Origin of the sequence: Solwaraspora sp. WMMD1047, from assembly GCF_029626155.1 — a bacterium.
In the GTDB taxonomy this organism is placed as follows: domain Bacteria; phylum Actinomycetota; class Actinomycetes; order Mycobacteriales; family Micromonosporaceae; genus WMMD1047.
In genome coordinates this window covers 5,732,501-5,748,022 of record NZ_JARUBL010000001.1, presented here as the reverse complement: position 1 = coordinate 5,748,022, position 15,522 = coordinate 5,732,501, and the positions used below count along the sequence as shown (strand labels likewise).

17 protein-coding genes and 2 tRNA genes are annotated in these 15,522 nt (G+C 70.5%); 12 read left to right on the top strand and 7 right to left on the bottom strand.

Translation table 11 applies throughout. The features are described 5' to 3' along the window. Positions 1–33: 33 nt before the first annotated feature. The 3 genes from O7627_RS26210 to O7627_RS26200 all read right to left on the bottom strand — a co-directional run bounded on the left by O7627_RS26210 (position 34) and on the right by O7627_RS26200 (position 3,662). Positions 34–2,334 carry an FtsX-like permease family protein gene (locus tag O7627_RS26210; protein ID WP_278096129.1) on the bottom strand — a complete coding sequence of 767 codons (2,301 nt, stop codon included), beginning with the start codon at positions 2,332–2,334 and terminating at the stop codon, positions 34–36. Continuing rightward, positions 2,331–3,032, bottom strand: a complete 702-nt coding sequence (locus O7627_RS26205) for an ABC transporter ATP-binding protein (protein WP_278096128.1) — start codon at positions 3,030–3,032, stop codon at positions 2,331–2,333. Before O7627_RS26205 ends, O7627_RS26210 begins: the two co-directional genes overlap by 4 nt. Before the next feature lie 66 nt (positions 3,033–3,098). Beyond that, positions 3,099–3,662 carry a PadR family transcriptional regulator gene (locus O7627_RS26200; RefSeq protein ID WP_278096127.1) on the bottom strand — a complete coding sequence of 188 codons (564 nt, stop codon included), beginning with the start codon at positions 3,660–3,662 and terminating at the stop codon, positions 3,099–3,101. A gap of 213 nt (positions 3,663–3,875) precedes the next feature. Between O7627_RS26200 and O7627_RS26195 the strand changes: the two genes are divergently transcribed. Both O7627_RS26195 and O7627_RS26190 read left to right on the top strand, forming a co-directional pair. Then, entirely contained in the window at positions 3,876–4,994 is a 1,119-nt protein-coding gene (locus O7627_RS26195; RefSeq protein ID WP_278096126.1) for a hypothetical protein, read from the top strand. 141 nt (positions 4,995–5,135) lie between these two features. Further along, positions 5,136–5,501 carry a hypothetical protein gene (locus tag O7627_RS26190; protein ID WP_278098571.1) on the top strand — a complete coding sequence of 122 codons (366 nt, stop codon included), beginning with the start codon at positions 5,136–5,138 and terminating at the stop codon, positions 5,499–5,501. Between the two features lie 30 nt (positions 5,502–5,531). On the opposite strand, the gene O7627_RS26185 is transcribed toward O7627_RS26190, so the two are convergent. Next, a complete protein-coding gene (locus tag O7627_RS26185) occupies positions 5,532–6,008 on the bottom strand; it encodes a zinc ribbon domain-containing protein (protein ID WP_278096125.1) in 477 nt (158 codons plus the stop codon). A 220-nt stretch (positions 6,009–6,228) separates the two neighbouring features. Here O7627_RS26185 and O7627_RS26180 point away from each other — a divergent pair, with 220 nt between their 5' ends. Beyond that, on the top strand, positions 6,229–7,068 hold the full coding sequence (locus O7627_RS26180) for a helix-turn-helix transcriptional regulator (protein WP_278096124.1): 840 nt from the start codon (positions 6,229–6,231) through the stop codon (positions 7,066–7,068). Beyond that, positions 7,065–7,259, top strand: coding sequence for a DUF397 domain-containing protein (locus O7627_RS26175; RefSeq protein WP_278096123.1), 195 nt, complete (start codon positions 7,065–7,067; stop codon positions 7,257–7,259). The genes O7627_RS26180 and O7627_RS26175 overlap by 4 nt, the downstream gene beginning before the upstream one ends. Positions 7,260–7,699: 440 nt before the next feature. Here the strand turns inward: O7627_RS26175 and O7627_RS26170 are convergent, their stop codons facing one another. Beyond that, positions 7,700–8,104 (bottom strand): hypothetical protein, encoded by a 405-nt coding sequence (locus O7627_RS26170; protein WP_278096122.1) that lies wholly within the window; start codon positions 8,102–8,104, stop codon positions 7,700–7,702. A 63-nt stretch (positions 8,105–8,167) separates the two neighbouring features. Between O7627_RS26170 and O7627_RS26165 the strand changes: the two genes are divergently transcribed. Next, positions 8,168–8,362: a hypothetical protein gene (locus O7627_RS26165; RefSeq protein ID WP_278096121.1), complete on the top strand. Its 195-nt coding sequence runs from the start codon at positions 8,168–8,170 to the stop codon at positions 8,360–8,362. Between the two features lie 214 nt (positions 8,363–8,576). Next, positions 8,577–8,963, top strand: coding sequence for a hypothetical protein (locus O7627_RS26160; protein ID WP_278096120.1), 387 nt, complete (start codon positions 8,577–8,579; stop codon positions 8,961–8,963). Between the two features lie 57 nt (positions 8,964–9,020). Here O7627_RS26160 and O7627_RS26155 read toward each other — a convergent pair. Next, positions 9,021–9,094: transfer RNA gene (locus O7627_RS26155), tRNA-Gly, on the bottom strand. Positions 9,095–9,332: 238 nt separating this feature from the next. Here O7627_RS26155 and O7627_RS26150 point away from each other — a divergent pair. The 6 genes from O7627_RS26150 (at position 9,333) to O7627_RS26125 (ending at position 14,574) form a co-directional block, all read left to right on the top strand. Continuing rightward, a tRNA-Pro gene (locus O7627_RS26150) sits at positions 9,333–9,406 on the top strand. 44 nt (positions 9,407–9,450) lie between these two features. Next, positions 9,451–10,797 carry a trigger factor gene (gene tig / locus O7627_RS26145; RefSeq protein WP_278096119.1) on the top strand — a complete coding sequence of 449 codons (1,347 nt, stop codon included), beginning with the start codon at positions 9,451–9,453 and terminating at the stop codon, positions 10,795–10,797. Between the two features lie 115 nt (positions 10,798–10,912). Then, complete coding sequence (locus O7627_RS26140; protein ID WP_278096118.1) at positions 10,913–11,557, top strand: ATP-dependent Clp protease proteolytic subunit; 645 nt, start codon at positions 10,913–10,915, stop codon at positions 11,555–11,557. 11 nt (positions 11,558–11,568) lie between these two features. Then, entirely contained in the window at positions 11,569–12,231 is a 663-nt protein-coding gene (locus O7627_RS26135; protein WP_278096117.1) for an ATP-dependent Clp protease proteolytic subunit, read from the top strand. A gap of 223 nt (positions 12,232–12,454) precedes the next feature. Next, entirely contained in the window at positions 12,455–13,750 is a 1,296-nt protein-coding gene (clpX, locus tag O7627_RS26130) for an ATP-dependent Clp protease ATP-binding subunit ClpX (RefSeq protein WP_278096116.1), read from the top strand. Positions 13,751–13,776: 26 nt separating this feature from the next. After that, complete coding sequence (locus tag O7627_RS26125; RefSeq protein WP_278096115.1) at positions 13,777–14,574, top strand: carbon-nitrogen hydrolase family protein; 798 nt, start codon at positions 13,777–13,779, stop codon at positions 14,572–14,574. A gap of 192 nt (positions 14,575–14,766) precedes the next feature. Here the strand turns inward: O7627_RS26125 and O7627_RS26120 are convergent, their stop codons facing one another. Next, a complete protein-coding gene (locus tag O7627_RS26120; RefSeq protein WP_278096114.1) occupies positions 14,767–15,009 on the bottom strand; it encodes a hypothetical protein in 243 nt (80 codons plus the stop codon). Positions 15,010–15,522 lie beyond the last annotated feature (513 nt).

The window sequence follows — 15,522 nt, the reverse complement described above, 5'->3', positions numbered from 1 at the left end:
CGGCCCGGCGGGTGCGTGCCCGGCTGCCCCCGGTCACTCGGTGCGCAGACCGCCCGGTCGGGTCAGCCGCCACAGCAGCGGCAGGCTTGCCGAGGTGGTCAGCAGGACCACCGCGGCCGCGGCCGCCGAGGTGACCCCGATGCCCACCCAGTCGAACCGGACCGGCGAGTTGGCGGCGGTCTGCAGGATCGCCGCCAGCCCGGTCCCGGTGGCGACGGCCAGGACCAGCCCGAGTGACACCGGGATCGCCACCTGGCACAGCACCGAGCGGGTCAGCACGCCACGCCGGGTGCCGAAGGCGACGAGTACGGCGAGCAGCCGCCGCCGTTCGCGGAGCTGCTCGGCCACGTTGATCAGCATGCTGGTCCCGATGAGCACCAGCAGCGCCACGGCGCCGACCAGCAGCGTCTGCCGGATGTTGACCAGGACCCCGGCGATGGTCCGCCGCTCGATCCGGTCCACCATGGCGGTCGGGTCGACCTGGGCGGTCTGGTTCCGGAGCCGGTCCAGGGCGTCCGGGTCGGTGGGGTCCAGCGCGACGTAGACGTCCACTGAGGAGGCGACCGGCCGGACGCCGGCCAGCGCTGCCGGGGTGGCCAGGATGCCCCCGGCCGTCGTGAAGATGCCACCACTGGCGGGGACGGTGCGGGCGGTCGCCGGCAGGGTCCAGGGTCGGGCGGTCTCACCCAGCGCGTAGTCGCTGCCGGGCTCACCAGGCATCTCGTACCCGCCGGAGACGACAAAGGTGTCACCGTCGGCGCAGGTGCCGATCTCGGCAATCTGCCGCAGCACGGCGCAGTCACCCACATCCATGAAGGTGTAGCTGCCCGACGGGTCGTTGACCGGGGTGGCCCGCACGCTGGTCAGGGCTCCCACCGCGTCGACCCCGGGCGCGCCGGCGAGCGCGGCCGACCAGTCCTCGTCCGGGTCGGAGGCCCGGGGCAGCACCAGGGCCTGGAACTGGGTGTTGTCCCGCGCGGTCTCGGCGGTGTACTGGGCCTGGACGGCGGCGAGCAGCCCCTGCAGCGCGATCACGCCGGCCACCGAGACGGCGATGCCGGAGACCGCCCGCACGGCGGTGCCGCTGTCGAGCTGCAGCCGGCGTACCGCGAGCTGCCAGGCGACGCCGCCGCCACCGAGCCGGCGGACGGTCGCCTCCACCACCCAGGGCAGCAGCAGCGCGACCCCGACCAGCAGCGCGGTCACCCCGGTCAGCACCTGGAACTCCAGGAACGCGCTGCCCTGCTCGGGCAGCCCGCCGAGCAGCGGGTAGAGCAGCGCCAGCCCGACCACCGGCAGGATCAGCCGCCACCAGAGCCGGCGGTGACGGTCCCCGCTGAGCCGGACCACGCCGAGCGGCTCGACCGCCACCCGCCGCAGCGCGGAGAGGGTGACCAGCACCGCCACGACCGGCACCAGCACCACGACCAGCACGGCCAGCACCGGAACCGGCCGGTAGTCGGCCAGGAAGTAGCTCATCCCGGCGGGTACGAACCGGCCGGCGACCAGCCCCACCAGCAGGTAGAGCAGACCACCCACGACGAGCCCCAGCAGCGCGCCGACAAGCGTTTCGCTGGCGGCGATCCGCCGGGTCATCGCGGTGTCCGCGCCGACCAGCCGGACGGCCGCGAGCTGCCGGTCCCGCGCGTCGCCGCCGAACCGTACGGCGGTGGTCACGAAGATCACGATCGGCACCAGCAGCACCGCCAGTGCGACCAGGCCCAGCAGCAGCAGGGCCGGGTCCATCGCGCCGCCGCCGGGATTGATCCCGAAGGACCGCAGCCGGGTGCCGGTCTCCTCGGTGAGCCGGTCGGTGCCCAGGTAGAAGGCGTACTCCCGGGGGCCGGCAAGGCCGGCGTCGCCGATCGTGCCGACCACCCGTTCACCCCACCGGCCGCGCAACAGCGCCCCCTCGTCGCTGTCGAGCAGCCGGGCCAGGGCCGGCGATGCCACCATCTCGCCCGGGGCGAGCTGCCGGGTCACCCCCGGCGGCAGCGGGGCCCGCCCGCCCTCCGGCTGCACCAGCCGGCCGTGGATGGTCCGGTCCCGGTACTGGGAGTTCGCCTCGGCAATGAGCACCGTGTCGTCGGCGCGCGGCAGCTCCGCGCTGGTGTCGTGCGCCCGGTTGGCGAGCCGGTCGCTGCGGGCCGCCGACAGCGCCGGCACGGTGACGGCGACGAAGAGCATCGCCACCCCCAGCCCCACCCCGGCCGAGATCATCGCGAGTCGGGCCCAGCCGGAGCGCCCGCCGGCCACGCTCATCCGCAGGCCGAGCGCCAGGTCGGTCACCCACCGCCCGGCCGTCCCGCGTCGCGGTGCGTCGCCGGCCGTCATCGGGCGAACTCCTGCTCGCGCACCCGGCCGTCGCGGACCACGGCCTCCCGATCCGAGTACGCGGCCACCCGCGCCTCGTGGGTCACCAGCACCACCGCCGCGCCGGTGTCCCGGGCGGCGGCGATCAGCAGCTCCATCACCCGCTCCCCGTTGAGGGAGTCCAGCGCCCCGGTCGGCTCGTCGGCGAAGACCACCCGCGGGCTGGTGACAAGCGCGCGGGCCACCGCGACCCGCTGCCCCTGCCCGCCGGATGCCTGCCCGGGCCGCTTGTTCGCGACGTCGCTGACCTCCAGCCGGGCCAGCCACTCGGCGGCCCGGCGCTGCGCCTCGCGGCGGCGGTGCCCGGCCAGCCGCAGCGGCAGCGCCACGTTCTCCAGGCAGGTCAGTTCGGGCACCAGCTGCCCGAACTGGAAGACGAACCCGAATTCGGTACGCCGCAACGTGCTGCGCTCCGCGTCCGACATCGCCGACAGGTCCCGGCCGGCGTAACCCACCCGGCCGGAGTCCGGGGTGAGGATGCCGGCCAGGCAGTGCAGCAGCGTCGACTTGCCCGAGCCCGAGGGGCCCATCAGCGCCAGCACCTCACCGGCGTACACCCGCAGTGACGCGGACTTAAGCGCCTCGGTAGGGCCGAAGCTCAGGTGCAGGTCGTCTGCCGTCAGCAGCGGTTGGTTCGGGTCGTGCGCGGGGTAGACCATAAGGTCTCCTTCGAGAGCAGGGGGTACGCCCCGGCCGGCGACGTACCGGCGGGTCGGTGGATCCGGTCAGTGGGCGGGTCGGGCCAGCGAGTCGGCGGGCGGACCCGGTTGGGGGTGGACCCGGCGGGCGAGCTGATCCAGCCGCGCGGCGGTGAGTTCCAGCCAGCGCAGGTCGGCCTCCAGGTGGAACAGGGCGTGGTCGCAGATGAGCTGGTCGGCCAGGTCGCCGTCGGTCTTGCGTTTGGTCAGCTCGCGCATCAGCCGCAGGTGCTCGGCGCGCTGGATGTCGAGCAGGTCGGCGGCATCCCGGCCGGTGAGCAGCGCCAGCAGCACCTTGGTGAAGAGCGTGCTCTGCAGGTACGGCTCGGGCTTCTCCGGTCGGGCCAGCCAGTCGGCCACGTCGGTGACGCCGGCCTCGGTGATCGCGTACCGCTTGCGGTCCGGCCCGGCACCGGGCTCGGCCTCCACCTCGACCAGGCCGTTCTTCAGCAGCCGGGCCAACGTCGCGTAGACCTGGCCGTAGTGCAGGGCCCGGCCGTGGCCGAACCGTTCGTCGTACAACCGCTTGAGGTCGTACCCGTGGGCGGGGCCGGCTTCCAGGAGCCCCAGCAGAGTGAATCCAACGGACATGCGAACCACTATACACACCGGCTATACACCGTGTGTCTAATCCCCGGGGATGGTTGCCGTGGAGGCGGCGGAATGCCAGGCCAGGGCAGGTGGGGATGGTGGGCGCCGGCCGATCGGCACAACCCATGTCGCGGCCGTAAGGGGCTCGTAAGATCCTGTGGCGGTCCCGCGGCCGATCATTGACGCATCTACAGATTTCACGAGGGGCTGTCGATGAATCGGTTACTCAGAGTCCTGTCCGGCCTAACGGTGGTGGCCGTCTGCGCGGCGACCACGCCCGGTGCGGCGCTCGCCGCCGCGCTGCCCACTTACACCTTCGTCGACCTGGGCACCATCGGTGCGCCCAGCACCGGCTACCCGCCCAGCAGCGACGCGTACGCGCTGAACGACGCCGGAACCGTGGTCGGTGTCTCCACCATCGACGGCATCTACGGCCACCACGCGTTCGCCTGGACCGACGGAGAGATCACCGACCTCGGCACCCTCCACGACAGCCCCTACAGCGCCAGTTCGGCGCGGGGCGTCAACGACCACGGTGTGATCGTCGGCCACACAAACGTCAACGCGACGGACCCGCCGCACGCCTTCCGATACGCCGACGGCGTCCTGACCGACCTCGGCACCGGCCACGGTGCGGGCAGCGGCAGCGCGGCGTACGACGTCAACGACGCCGGGGTGGTGGTGGGCAGCCGGATCGAGCGGCAGGACGCACCGACCCGCGCCGTCGTCTGGCGCAACGGCCGGATCATCGACCTCGGCACCTTCGGCGGGCAGGCCGGCCGCTTCGGCACCGACAGCATCGCGTACGCCGTGAACGACGCCGGCCAGGTGGTCGGCGGCGCCATCACCCCGGACGGCCCGCTGCACGCGTTCGTCTGGAAGGGCGGGGCGCTGCGTGACCTCGGCACCCTGGGCGGCGTTACCGAGTCGACCTACGCCCGGGACATCAACGACCGGGGTCACGTCGTCGGCGCCTCGCAGAACACCGCTGGCGAGGTGCACGCCACTCTGTGGCGCAACGGCACCATCCGCGACCTCGGCACGCTCGGCGGCAACTACTCGGAGGCCCACGCCGTCAACGATGCCGGCCAGGTGGTCGGCTCGGCCCGGATCGTCACCACCGACTACTACAGCGAGCGGGCCTTCCTGTGGCAGGGCGGCCGGATGGTCGACCTGAACAAGCGGGTCCCGGATCTGCCCCCGACGGCGACCCTGCGGTCCGCCGCGGACATCAACGAGGCCGGCGTCATCACCGGCTACTTCTGCCCCTTCTCCTGCGACGAGGGCGGAAACGCGGCCCGCCGGGCCTACCTGCTGGTCCCGCAGACCTGACGAGGACGGCCCGGCCCTCGGCGATCGCCCAGGGCCGGGCCGCCACGGTGGCGATCCGCGGGGCATCGACCACGAGCGTTGCGGCCGTACTCTCGGGTGGGGAGGTCCGCAGGGGGTGGGCCGTCCCTGGTGGAGGCGTCGATGAGGGTCTTCGGAGGGGTGTTGTTCGGTCTGGGCTGTGGCGTGGCCGTGGCCGGGGCGTCGGGCATCAGCCTGCTTTGGCCGGCGGTGGTCGCGATCGTGGTTGGGCTCGGCCTGCTGATGGTCGGGTCCAGCGACGGGCCGGAAACGATCGACGGCACCGGACCAACACCGGAGCAGCGGCTGTCATTCAAGGATCTCGGTCCCGCAGTCGAGCAGATCCTGACGCTGAGCGAAGAGCAGGCATCAGCCATCGTCGCGTCGGCCCAACATGAGTCGGAGAGGATCCTGGCCGCCGCACGCGCCGAGGCGGCCGAGATCCGCGCCAAGGCCGGCGAACGCCCGACCCCCACTGGCGACGCTTGACGGGCACTGTCGCCGGCCTCCGCGTGGCGCTCAGGTACGCCAGATGAGGTCCAGGTCCTCGAAGCTGGCGCCGATGCGGACCTCGGCCAGGAAGCGCCGGAACACCCACGCCGGGTCGCCCCGCTCCGCCTCGACGACCGCGGCCGGCTCCCGGGTCGCCACCGCGTCGAGCACCAGCCGTTCCAGGATCTCGGCGGCGATCACGGTGAGCCGGCAGCCGCAGGGCGAGCCGTATGCCCGTCCGCCGAGCATGTCGACCGGGTCGAGCGGAAGCTGACACGTCGCGCAGCGCAGCAGCCCCGCCAGCGGATAGTGCGACCCGCCCGACCCGCCCGCCGCGCCCAGCCCTCCGAACCCACCGCCACCGCCGCCACCCGCCGCGCCGCCCGGCCTGCCGTTGCCCGGCTCGCCGCGCCGTACCCCGAATTGGTGGGGCGTGTTGCCGCTCCGCGCCCGCCGGACCATCGCCGGGTCGCGCCCGATCGGCATTCCTCGCTGCAGTCCCATCGTGACCTCCAGGGCCGGTGAAATGATCACGCGATTTGTGAAATCCCCGCTGGACGCGAGTCACATTTCCAGCCCTGATCAGGGACAATCAATGGCGACAACCACCCGCCATCCACAGTGTTCCGAACATTCCCGCCGCGACCCGCGCCGACCGTTTCCCCGTGAAACACTCCGGCGCCCGCGACCGGGTTACGGGGCCGCGGTGAGAGGAAGGTGAAAGATGCCGGTAACCGGACCGACAGTGGTCCGCCGCCAGTTGGGGCGCCGCCTGCGCCGACTGCGTGAGCAGGCTTCACGTACCGAGCAGGAGGTCGAACGGGCGAAGGTCTGTTCGCGTACGACGCTCTGGCGCATCGAGAGCGGAAAAGGCCCGGTCAAGATGACCACCGTACGTGGGCTCTGCTGGTTCTACGGCGCGGACCCGGAGGTCACCGACGCGTTGACGCGGCTCGCCAACGGCACCGACGAGCACGGCTGGTGGGAGTCGCACGGTGACGCCGTACCCGATTGGTTCCGGCTCTATGTCGGCTTGGAGGCCGCCGCCAGCGACATCCAGATCTATGACCCGGAGCTGATTCACGGCCTCCTGCAGACCCCCGAGTACGCTCGCGCGGTTTTCCGGGCCGCCGAACCGGCCGCCCCCGTCGAGGCGATCGAGCGCCGGGTGAACCTGCGGCTGGAGCGGCAGCTCGCCTACTTCGACCGCGCCGACCCCGCGCGGATCACCGCCGTCTTCGGCGCCGGGGCGCTGCTCCGCGAGGTCGGCGGCCCGGAGGTGATGGCCGAACAACGCGACCACCTGGCCACCCTCGGCCAACGCGTCAAGGTCTCCATCCGCGTCCTCCCCTTCGCCGCCGGCGCACACGCCGCGATGGTCAGCCCTTTCATCCAGCTCGACTTCGCCGACCCGGAAGACCCGGACATCGTGTACGTCGAATCTCACCTCGGCGCCCACTATCTTGAGCGTCCGGGCGAACTTGCGGAGTACCGCCGGATCTTCGATCTGATCCAGCGGCAGTCCACCCCCATCGAGCAGTACGAAAGCGAGGAGTACCGATGAGCCCGGACACCCCCTGGGTGAAGTCGAGTCGCAGCGGCGGCAACGGTGGAGCCTGCGTCGAAGCCCGCCGGCACGCCGGCCGCACCGAGGTCCGTGACAGCAAGGACCGCACCGGCCCGACCCTCTCCTTCGGCCCCACCTCCTGGTCCGCCTTCACCACCGCCCTCCGCACCGAAACCCTCACCCCGTAGCCCCACCCCACACCGATTTGGCCGGAGCCGCCCCCACGGCTCCGGCCAACTCTTCACCACCGCCGCCTCCGCACGACTTCGCGACTGACCACTTCGCGATCTGGAACTAACGTGCTGTCCATGCCGATCGATGCCACGGTCCCGCAGATGTTCTTCGCCCTGGTCATATGGCTGATTGGACAGGCCGTCCTGTACCTCGTGATCCGGACAACCGTGCGCCACGCCATCGAGGACGGGGATCGTCGGCGAGCGTCAGAGCAACGCCGATAGAGGTACACGCAGGTGTTGAGACGCTGCATTGTCGTCCTGGCGACCACGAAGCGTCTCAACGTCGGTGTTGGGAGTGGCGTCGGCTCATAGTGGCCCGGACCACATGCATCAGGGCAAATCCGCGCAGCGATCGCCCCGACCTTGACGACGTCCGACCGCCCTCGCGATCGTCACGGCCCGGACGCCGCTGTTACGTCCGGTTGGCCGGCGGGTGTGATCTCGACGTGTGCCCACGTGAGGCCCGGAACCAGAAAGCGACCGTTGGCGTTCACAGCGCAGATCATCTCGAAAGACCAGCGTCCATCCCCGTGAGTGTTCGGCCCGGCCACCATCCAGCCGGCCCCCAACCGCTGCGCGTCCGTCAGCGCCTGAAACACCGCTCCCGCCGGGGTCGTAGCCTCAAGCGCGGTGGTGAAGACGATGGAGAACTGCCCCGGGACCTTCCGGGAACGCCCGATGACTCGATCTCCGACGGTGTCACCGACCGTGGCGCACACCCGATGTAAGACACGCTGAGCCGCGCGTTCGTCCTTGGCCGTGACAATCAGGTGCCAAGTGAGCGGCGTGACTTCCACGCCCGGGACTGTACTGCGCTCCTGAGTCCGCCTACTTCCCGTCGAGGCCGGTAGCGTGGCGGCGTGGATTCTCAGGCGCGCCGGGTCGCTGGCACACGGGTGCTCGGCACCCTGGCGATCCTCGTCGGACTCTCGATCTCGCTGCTGACGATGGCCGGTGACGGGAGTTCGGTCGAGCCGCACGCGTTCGCGCTGCTCGTCGTGCTCACCGGAATCGGGCTGCGCGTCGAGGCGGCAATCAGAACGCCGCACGCATAGCCTCTTCCCGGGTTGTCATGCGTCGAACGGCTGATGATCTGAGCGCTACTGCTGTTATCGGCGAGGTTTAACAGCAGTAGCGCTCAGATCATCGCGAGGGTCGCGGTGCGGGCGGGCCGGGGTATGGCAGCTGTAGGCGTTGCCGTGCCCACCAGCGGAAGGGCGTTGCGCTGCGATCGGCAATTTCATCGGGCTCGGAGGTGAGGTTCGGGCTGTGGTTACTTCCTACGAACCGATGAGCCTGGCCACGTTGGCGACCCACCTCACGTCCGCGGACAGCGATCGGATCCGCTGGAAGCTGGTGTGGGAGTTCCTGGAGGAGTACCGGTGGGAGCCGGTCGACACCAGGGTCGGTCTGTTGCAGGACGAGCCTGGACCGACCGGGGACGCACGGTGGGATGCCCTGCTGGCGGCGCTCGCGGAGCACCTGCTCGCCCAAGCGGATCTTGCTCCACCGACGTGGGCCGAGACCCGGGTGCTGCGCCGGGCTTGGTTCCCAGCCGAACTGGCCATCCATCGCGCCGATGCCCTGGCATGGGCGCCGGCCGGGTTCCGGAAACACGGTGTGTACCTGTCGGTGCATGATCTGGCGGCCGCATGAGCGGGCCGTACGGTGTCCTGATGGGGCGCGCGGAGTTGGACGCGCTTCCGGAGGGTGTGGAGCGGGCGACGGGAATCGAACCCGCACAATCAGTTTGGAAGACTGAGACTCTGCCATTGAGCTACGCCCGCGCGAGGGCCGGTTGCCCGGTCCTGCGACCGACAGCGTACCGGGTCCGGCGGGGGGTCGGGCAAGCGGCGGGCCGGAGTGCCCGGCGGGGGGCGGTCGGGCTGTCCGCGTACCTGGGAATGATCTTGGTGGGTGGGGGCGGCGGGGGGCGCGGAGGGGGAGTGGTGCGGACGCCGGGTGCGGCGACGGGGGAACCGAGCGGCGGGCCGGGTCGCGGACGGCATACACTTCTGGACGCCACGGGGTGTGGCGCAGCTTGGTAGCGCACTCGCTTTGGGAGCGAGGGGCCGTGGGTTCAAATCCCGCCACCCCGACTGTAGTCCGCAGACAAGTGATGAGATCCGCAAGGAGTACGCCTGTGAAGAGCACCGTCGAGACTCTGAGCCCGACGCGCGTGCGGCTCGCCATCGAGGTGCCGTTCGTCGAGCTCGAGCCGAGCCTCAGGAAGGCGTACCGGGAGATCGGCCAGCAGGTCACCATCCCCGGCTTCCGCAAGGGCAAGGTGCCGAGCAACGTGATCGACCAGCGGGTCGGGCGGGGCGCGGTGCTCAACGAGGCGGTCCAGGAGGCCATCCCGCAGCAGTTGCTGGCGGCGGTCCGCGAGCACGAGGTGAAGACCCTCGGGCGGCCCGAGGTGGAGATCACCGAGCTGACCGACGGCGAGCTGCTCAAGTTCACCGCCGAGGTGGACGTGCGGCCGGAGATCACCATTCCCGACCTGTCCGGCGTCGAGGTGACCGTCGACGAGGTGCAGATCGACGAGACCGAGATCGACGAGCAGGTCAAGGGGCTGCGCGAGCGGTTCGCCACGCTCAAGACCGTCGAGCGGCCGGCCGCCGAGGGTGACTACGTGCAGATCGACCTGGCGGCCACCGTCGACGGCGCCGAGGTGCCGGGCGGCTCGGCCAGCAACATCTCCCACGAGGTGGGCAGCAAGCAGCTCCTGCCCGGCCTGGACGAGGTGCTTGTCGGCCAGGCGGCCGGCGACTCCACCACCTTCGTCACCCAGCTCGTCGCCGGCGACTTCGCCGGCCGCGACGCCGACGTCGCGGTCACCGTGCGCACCGTCAAGGAGAAGGAACTGCCCGAGCTGAACGACGAGTTCGCCCAGCTCGCCAGCGAGTTCGACACCCTTGAGGAGCTGCGCGGCGACCTGCGCGAGCGGGTGGCGAAGTCCAAGCGGCTGGAGCAGGTCTACGCCGCCCGAGACAAGGCGCTGGCCCAGCTCGTCGAGGCCGCCTCCATTCCCGCGCCGGAGGGCGTGGTACGCGAGGAGGTCGACCACCGCAAGCAGGCCATGGTCGACCAGCTGGAGCGGATCGGCGCCTCGCTGGAGGAGTACCTCGCCGCCGAGGAGAAGACCGAGGAGCAGATCGACACCGAGCTGACCGAGGCGGCCACCGAGGGCGTCAAGATCCAGCTCCTGCTCGACACCCTCGCCGACGCCGAGCAGGTCCAGGTCACCGACGACGAGTTCGGCCACGAGATCATGCACCGGGCTCAGCGCGCCGGGATGGCCCCGCAGCAGTACTACGACCAGCTCGTCCGCTCCGGCGCGGCCACGGCGATCTTCGGCGACGTCCGGCGCGGCAAGGCGCTCTCCACGGTGATGGAGCGCATCAAGATCACCGACACCGCGGGCAACCCGGTGAGCCTGGACGAGCTGCGCGCCGCCAGCGAGGAAGAGCACGGCCACGAGCACTGACCGCCGGGTCGCCGGGCCCCTGCGCTGAGAGCGAACAGTGCGCGGAGCGACCCGCTGTGGCCCCGGTAAGAGGTTAGTGTCGGGCCTAAGACGGTACGGAGAGCGAAGGGCTGCCATGACTGTTTCGAACGATCCAGCTATGCCGCTGCGGGTGCTCCAGGCCCGCGGTGGTGACTCAATGAATGGCAACCTCGACGACTCGGTCTACAACCGGCTGCTCAAGGAACGGATCATCTTCCTGGGCAGCGAGGTGACCGACCAGGTCGCCAACCGCATCTGCGCGCAGCTGCTGCTGCTCGCCGCGGAGGACCCCAGCCGCGACATCAACCTCTGGATCAACTCGCCGGGTGGTTCGGTCTACTCCGGCATGGCGATCTACGACACCATGCAGTTCATCGACAACGACGTGTCCACCACCGCGATGGGCATGGCCGCGTCAATGGGCCAGCTGCTGCTCTGCGCGGGCACCCGGGGCAAGCGGTACGCCCTGCCGCACGCGCGGATCATGATGCACCAGCCGTCCGGCGGGATGGGCGGCACCGCATCCGACATCGCCATCCAGGCGGAGCAGATGCTCTACACCAAGCGGATGTTCCAGGAGCGGGTGGCGCACCACACCGGCCAGAGCCAGGCCCAGATCGAGGCCGACTCGGACCGGGACCGCTGGTTCACCGCCGCCGAGGCCCGGGACTACGGCTTCATCGACAAGGTGATCACCGGAGCCAATCAGGTTCCGGAAGGCGCCGGGACCCTGAGCTGAGGAGCTTGACGATGACTGACCTGACTCTCCCTCCGCAGCTCGCGTCGGTGCACGCCCGCTACGTGCTGCCCTCCTTCGTCGAGCGCACCTCGTACGGGGTCAAGGAGTCCAACCCGTACAACAAGCTCTTCGAGGACCGGATCATCTTCCTCGGCGTCCAGGTGGACGACGCGTCGGCCAACGACGTGATGGCCCAGCTGCTGACGCTTGAGGGGACCGACCCGGACCGGGACATCATCATGTACATCAACTCGCCCGGCGGCTCGTTCACGGCCATGACGGCGATCTACGACACGATGCAGTACGTCCGGCCGGACATCCAGACGGTCTGCCTCGGCCAGGCCGCGAGCGCCGCCGCGGTGCTGCTCGCCGCCGGCACCGCCGGCAAGCGGATGGCCCTGCCGAACTCGCGCATCATCATCCACCAGCCGGCCACCGAGGGCGGCTACGGTCAGGGCTCGGACATCGAGATCCAGGCCCGCGAGATCCTCCGGATGCGCAGCCAGATGGAGGAGATCATCTCCCGGCACTCCGGCCGACCGACGGACCAGGTCCGCCGGGACGTCGACCGGGACAAGATCATGACGGCTGAGGAGGCCCGCGACTACGGGCTGGTCGACACCATCCTCACCAGCCGCAAGAAGGGTCTGCTCGCGGCCAACGCCGCGAGCTGAGCGCGTTCAGGTCAGAGGTCGGCCGGCCGGATCCGGGGGCGGATCCGGCGGCCGACCTCTGACACACCCGTTTTGGGGGTCGGAGAAACCCCCGGCAGCGGGTAACGTCGGTCCTGCACCGCTCAGTCGGTCACGACCGGCGGGGGATCGACACGGACGAGGCCGGCAGCGGCCTCCGGGCCAGGGCCGGCGCGACCGGCCGACGAGTGCAGGGAGAACGTAGGTGGCACGGATCGGCGACGGCGGCGACCTACTCAAATGCTCGTTCTGCGGCAAGTCCCAGAAGCAGGTCAAGAAGCTCATCGCGGGGCCCGGGGTCTACATCTGCGACGAGTGCATCGACCTCTGCAACGAGATCATCGAAGAGGAACTGGCCGAGTCCGGCGAGGTGAAGTGGGAAGAGCTTCCCAAGCCGATGGAGATCTGCCAGTTCCTCGACAACTACGTCGTGGGGCAGGACCAGGCCAAGAAGGCGCTCGCCGTCGCGGTCTACAACCACTACAAGCGCATCCAGGCCGAGGCCGCCGGCGCGCCCGGCTCCGGTAACGACGCCGTCGAGCTGGCCAAGTCCAACATCCTGCTGATCGGCCCGACCGGGTGCGGCAAGACGCACCTCGCGCAGACGCTGGCCCGGATGCTGAACGTCCCGTTCGCCATCGCGGACGCCACGGCGCTCACCGAGGCCGGCTACGTCGGCGAGGACGTCGAGAACATCCTGCTGAAGCTCATCCAGGCCGCCGACTACGACATCAAGCGCGCCGAGACCGGGATCATCTACATCGACGAGGTCGACAAGATCGCCCGCAAGTCGGAGAACCCGTCGATCACCCGGGACGTCTCCGGCGAGGGCGTCCAACAGGCCCTGCTGAAGATCCTGGAGGGGACCACCGCGAACGTCCCGCCGCAGGGCGGACGGAAGCACCCGCACCAGGAGTTCATCCAGATCGACACCACGAACGTGCTCTTCATCTGCGGTGGCGCGTTCGCCGGCCTGGACCAGATCATCGAGTCGCGCACCGGGCAGGGCGGCACCGGCTTCGGCGCCCACCTGCGGGCCGTCTCGGAACGCTCCACCGACGACATCCTCGGCAAGGTGATGCCGGAGGACATGCTCAAGTTCGGCCTGATCCCCGAGTTCATCGGCCGGCTCCCGGTCATCACCAACGTGCGCAGCCTCAACCGCGAGGCGCTCGTACGGATCCTCACCGAGCCGCGCAACGCCCTGGTCCGGCAGTACCAGCGCCTCTTCGAGCTGGACGGCGTCGAGCTGGAGTTCGACCCGCCGGCGCTGGAGGCGATCGCCGACCAGGCGATGCTCCGCGGCACCGGTGCCCGCGGCCTGCGCGCCATCCTCGAAGAGGTCCTCCTCTCGGTGATGTACGAGGTGCCCAGCAACCCCGACGCCGCCCGGGTGCTCATCACCCGCGACGTCGTGCTGGAGAACGTCAACCCGACGATCGTCCCGCGCGAGTTCACCGGCCGGCGGGCCCGCCGCGAACGCGAGGAGAAGTCGGCCTGAGCCGGGCGCGGCCGTAGGCTACCGGCATGCGCGTAGCCGTCTGCCAGCTCAACGCCCGCGACGACCGGAAGGCCAACCTGGCCGCCGCCGCCGAGTTGCTGACCCAGGCCGCCGCCGGCGGCGCCGACCTCGCGGTCCTACCCGAGTACGTCGACTACCTCGGCCCGTCCGCCGGGCTGCCGGCCCCGGAGCCGGTCGACGGGGAGTTCGCCAAGTTCTTCGCCGGCGTCGCGCGCCGGCTCGGCATCTGGGTGCACGCCGGCTCCTTCCACGAGGCCGGCCCCGACCCCGAGCACACCTACAACACCTCGCTGGTCTTCGACCGCACCGGCAGGCTCGCCGCCACCTACCGGAAAATCCACCTGTACGACGTGGAGATCCCCGGCCGGGTCTCGTACCTGGAGTCCCGGAACGTGGCGCCCGGCGCCGAACCGGTGGTGGTGCCGGTCGACGAGATCCGGCTGGGTCTCTCGATCTGCTACGACCTGCGGTTCCCCGAGCTGTACCGGCGGCTGGCGGTGGCCGGTGCGGCGGATGTGCTGGTGGTGCCGGCGGCCTTCATGCTGCACACCGGCCGGGACCACTGGGAGGTGCTGCTGCGGGCGCGGGCGATCGAGAACCAGTGCTACGTCCTGGCGGCCGCCCAGATCGGCGATCACGATCCGGGCCGGACCTGCTTCGGCCGCAGCATGGTGGTCGATCCGTGGGGCACGGTGCTGGCCCAGGCGCCCGACGTGCCGGGGGTGGTGTTCGCCGATCTCGATTTGGAGCGGCTGCGCACCATCCGGGCCGAGCTGCCCAGCCTGGCCAACCGCCGGCTCTAGTGTGCCGCCGCGCCGGCGCTGGTTGCGTGCCTGGCTTCGGGTGTCGGTCACGGGTGTCGGTCACGGGCGGTCGTTCCGGGAGCACTGCCCGCGTGGCAGGGACGCGGGGTCGACTGCCTCGATTGTCGATTGCCGCGATGGCCGGTGGTCTTCGCGGGCCCGTGGTCATCGCGGGTCAATGGCCTTCGCGGGTCAACGGCCTTCGAGGAGGACGCCGATCACCGCGAGGCCGACCACGGCGGCTCCGCTGACGAGCAGGCCCGTCGTCATCCGGGACGGACCGCGACGGGCCAGCCGGCCGACCGACATCACCAGCACGAAGAGCACGAAGCCGCCGATGACCAGCTGCCAGAAGGGCAGCAGGAGCCCGAACAGCGCGTCGGACGCCATCGCACCCTCGTCGACCACCTGGTCCGGAGCCGCTGTCACCGCCATGGTTGCCACTCTGGCACGCCGGCCGGCCTCCGCGCTCGCACCGAGCCGGCTGGATCTGGCCGACCGAGCTGGGTGGGTACGGCTCGGCACCATGGTGGAGGTGGGTAGATCGGGGCCGACTGCGAGGTCGCAAGACAGTGATGGACGCTGATTTGTGCTTCCAGCGGACGCCGGGTAACTTTCTCTCTGCACGCGGAACACCGGACAAAACGGCCGGAACCGCAAGCGCCAGGCTCGGGGCGGGACACCGCCGAGCGAGGCTGGCTCCGGGTGGTGCGCTCGACCGGTCCAGGCCGACTTGAGAACGCGAAGCCAACCGGGTAGAGTGTTCGAGGCCGGCAGGAGCCGGGCGGATGGGTCACGAAAGTGACCATCGGCCGGTCTGCGGGTTTCCCCCGACACAAGCACCCACCAGGGATCTGGTGGCGCGAGCGCGGGGACACTCGGGCGAAGCAGCAGAAAGACGAAGTTCAGGTCTTGACACTGCGAAACCGACCGGGTAAGTTAGAGGAG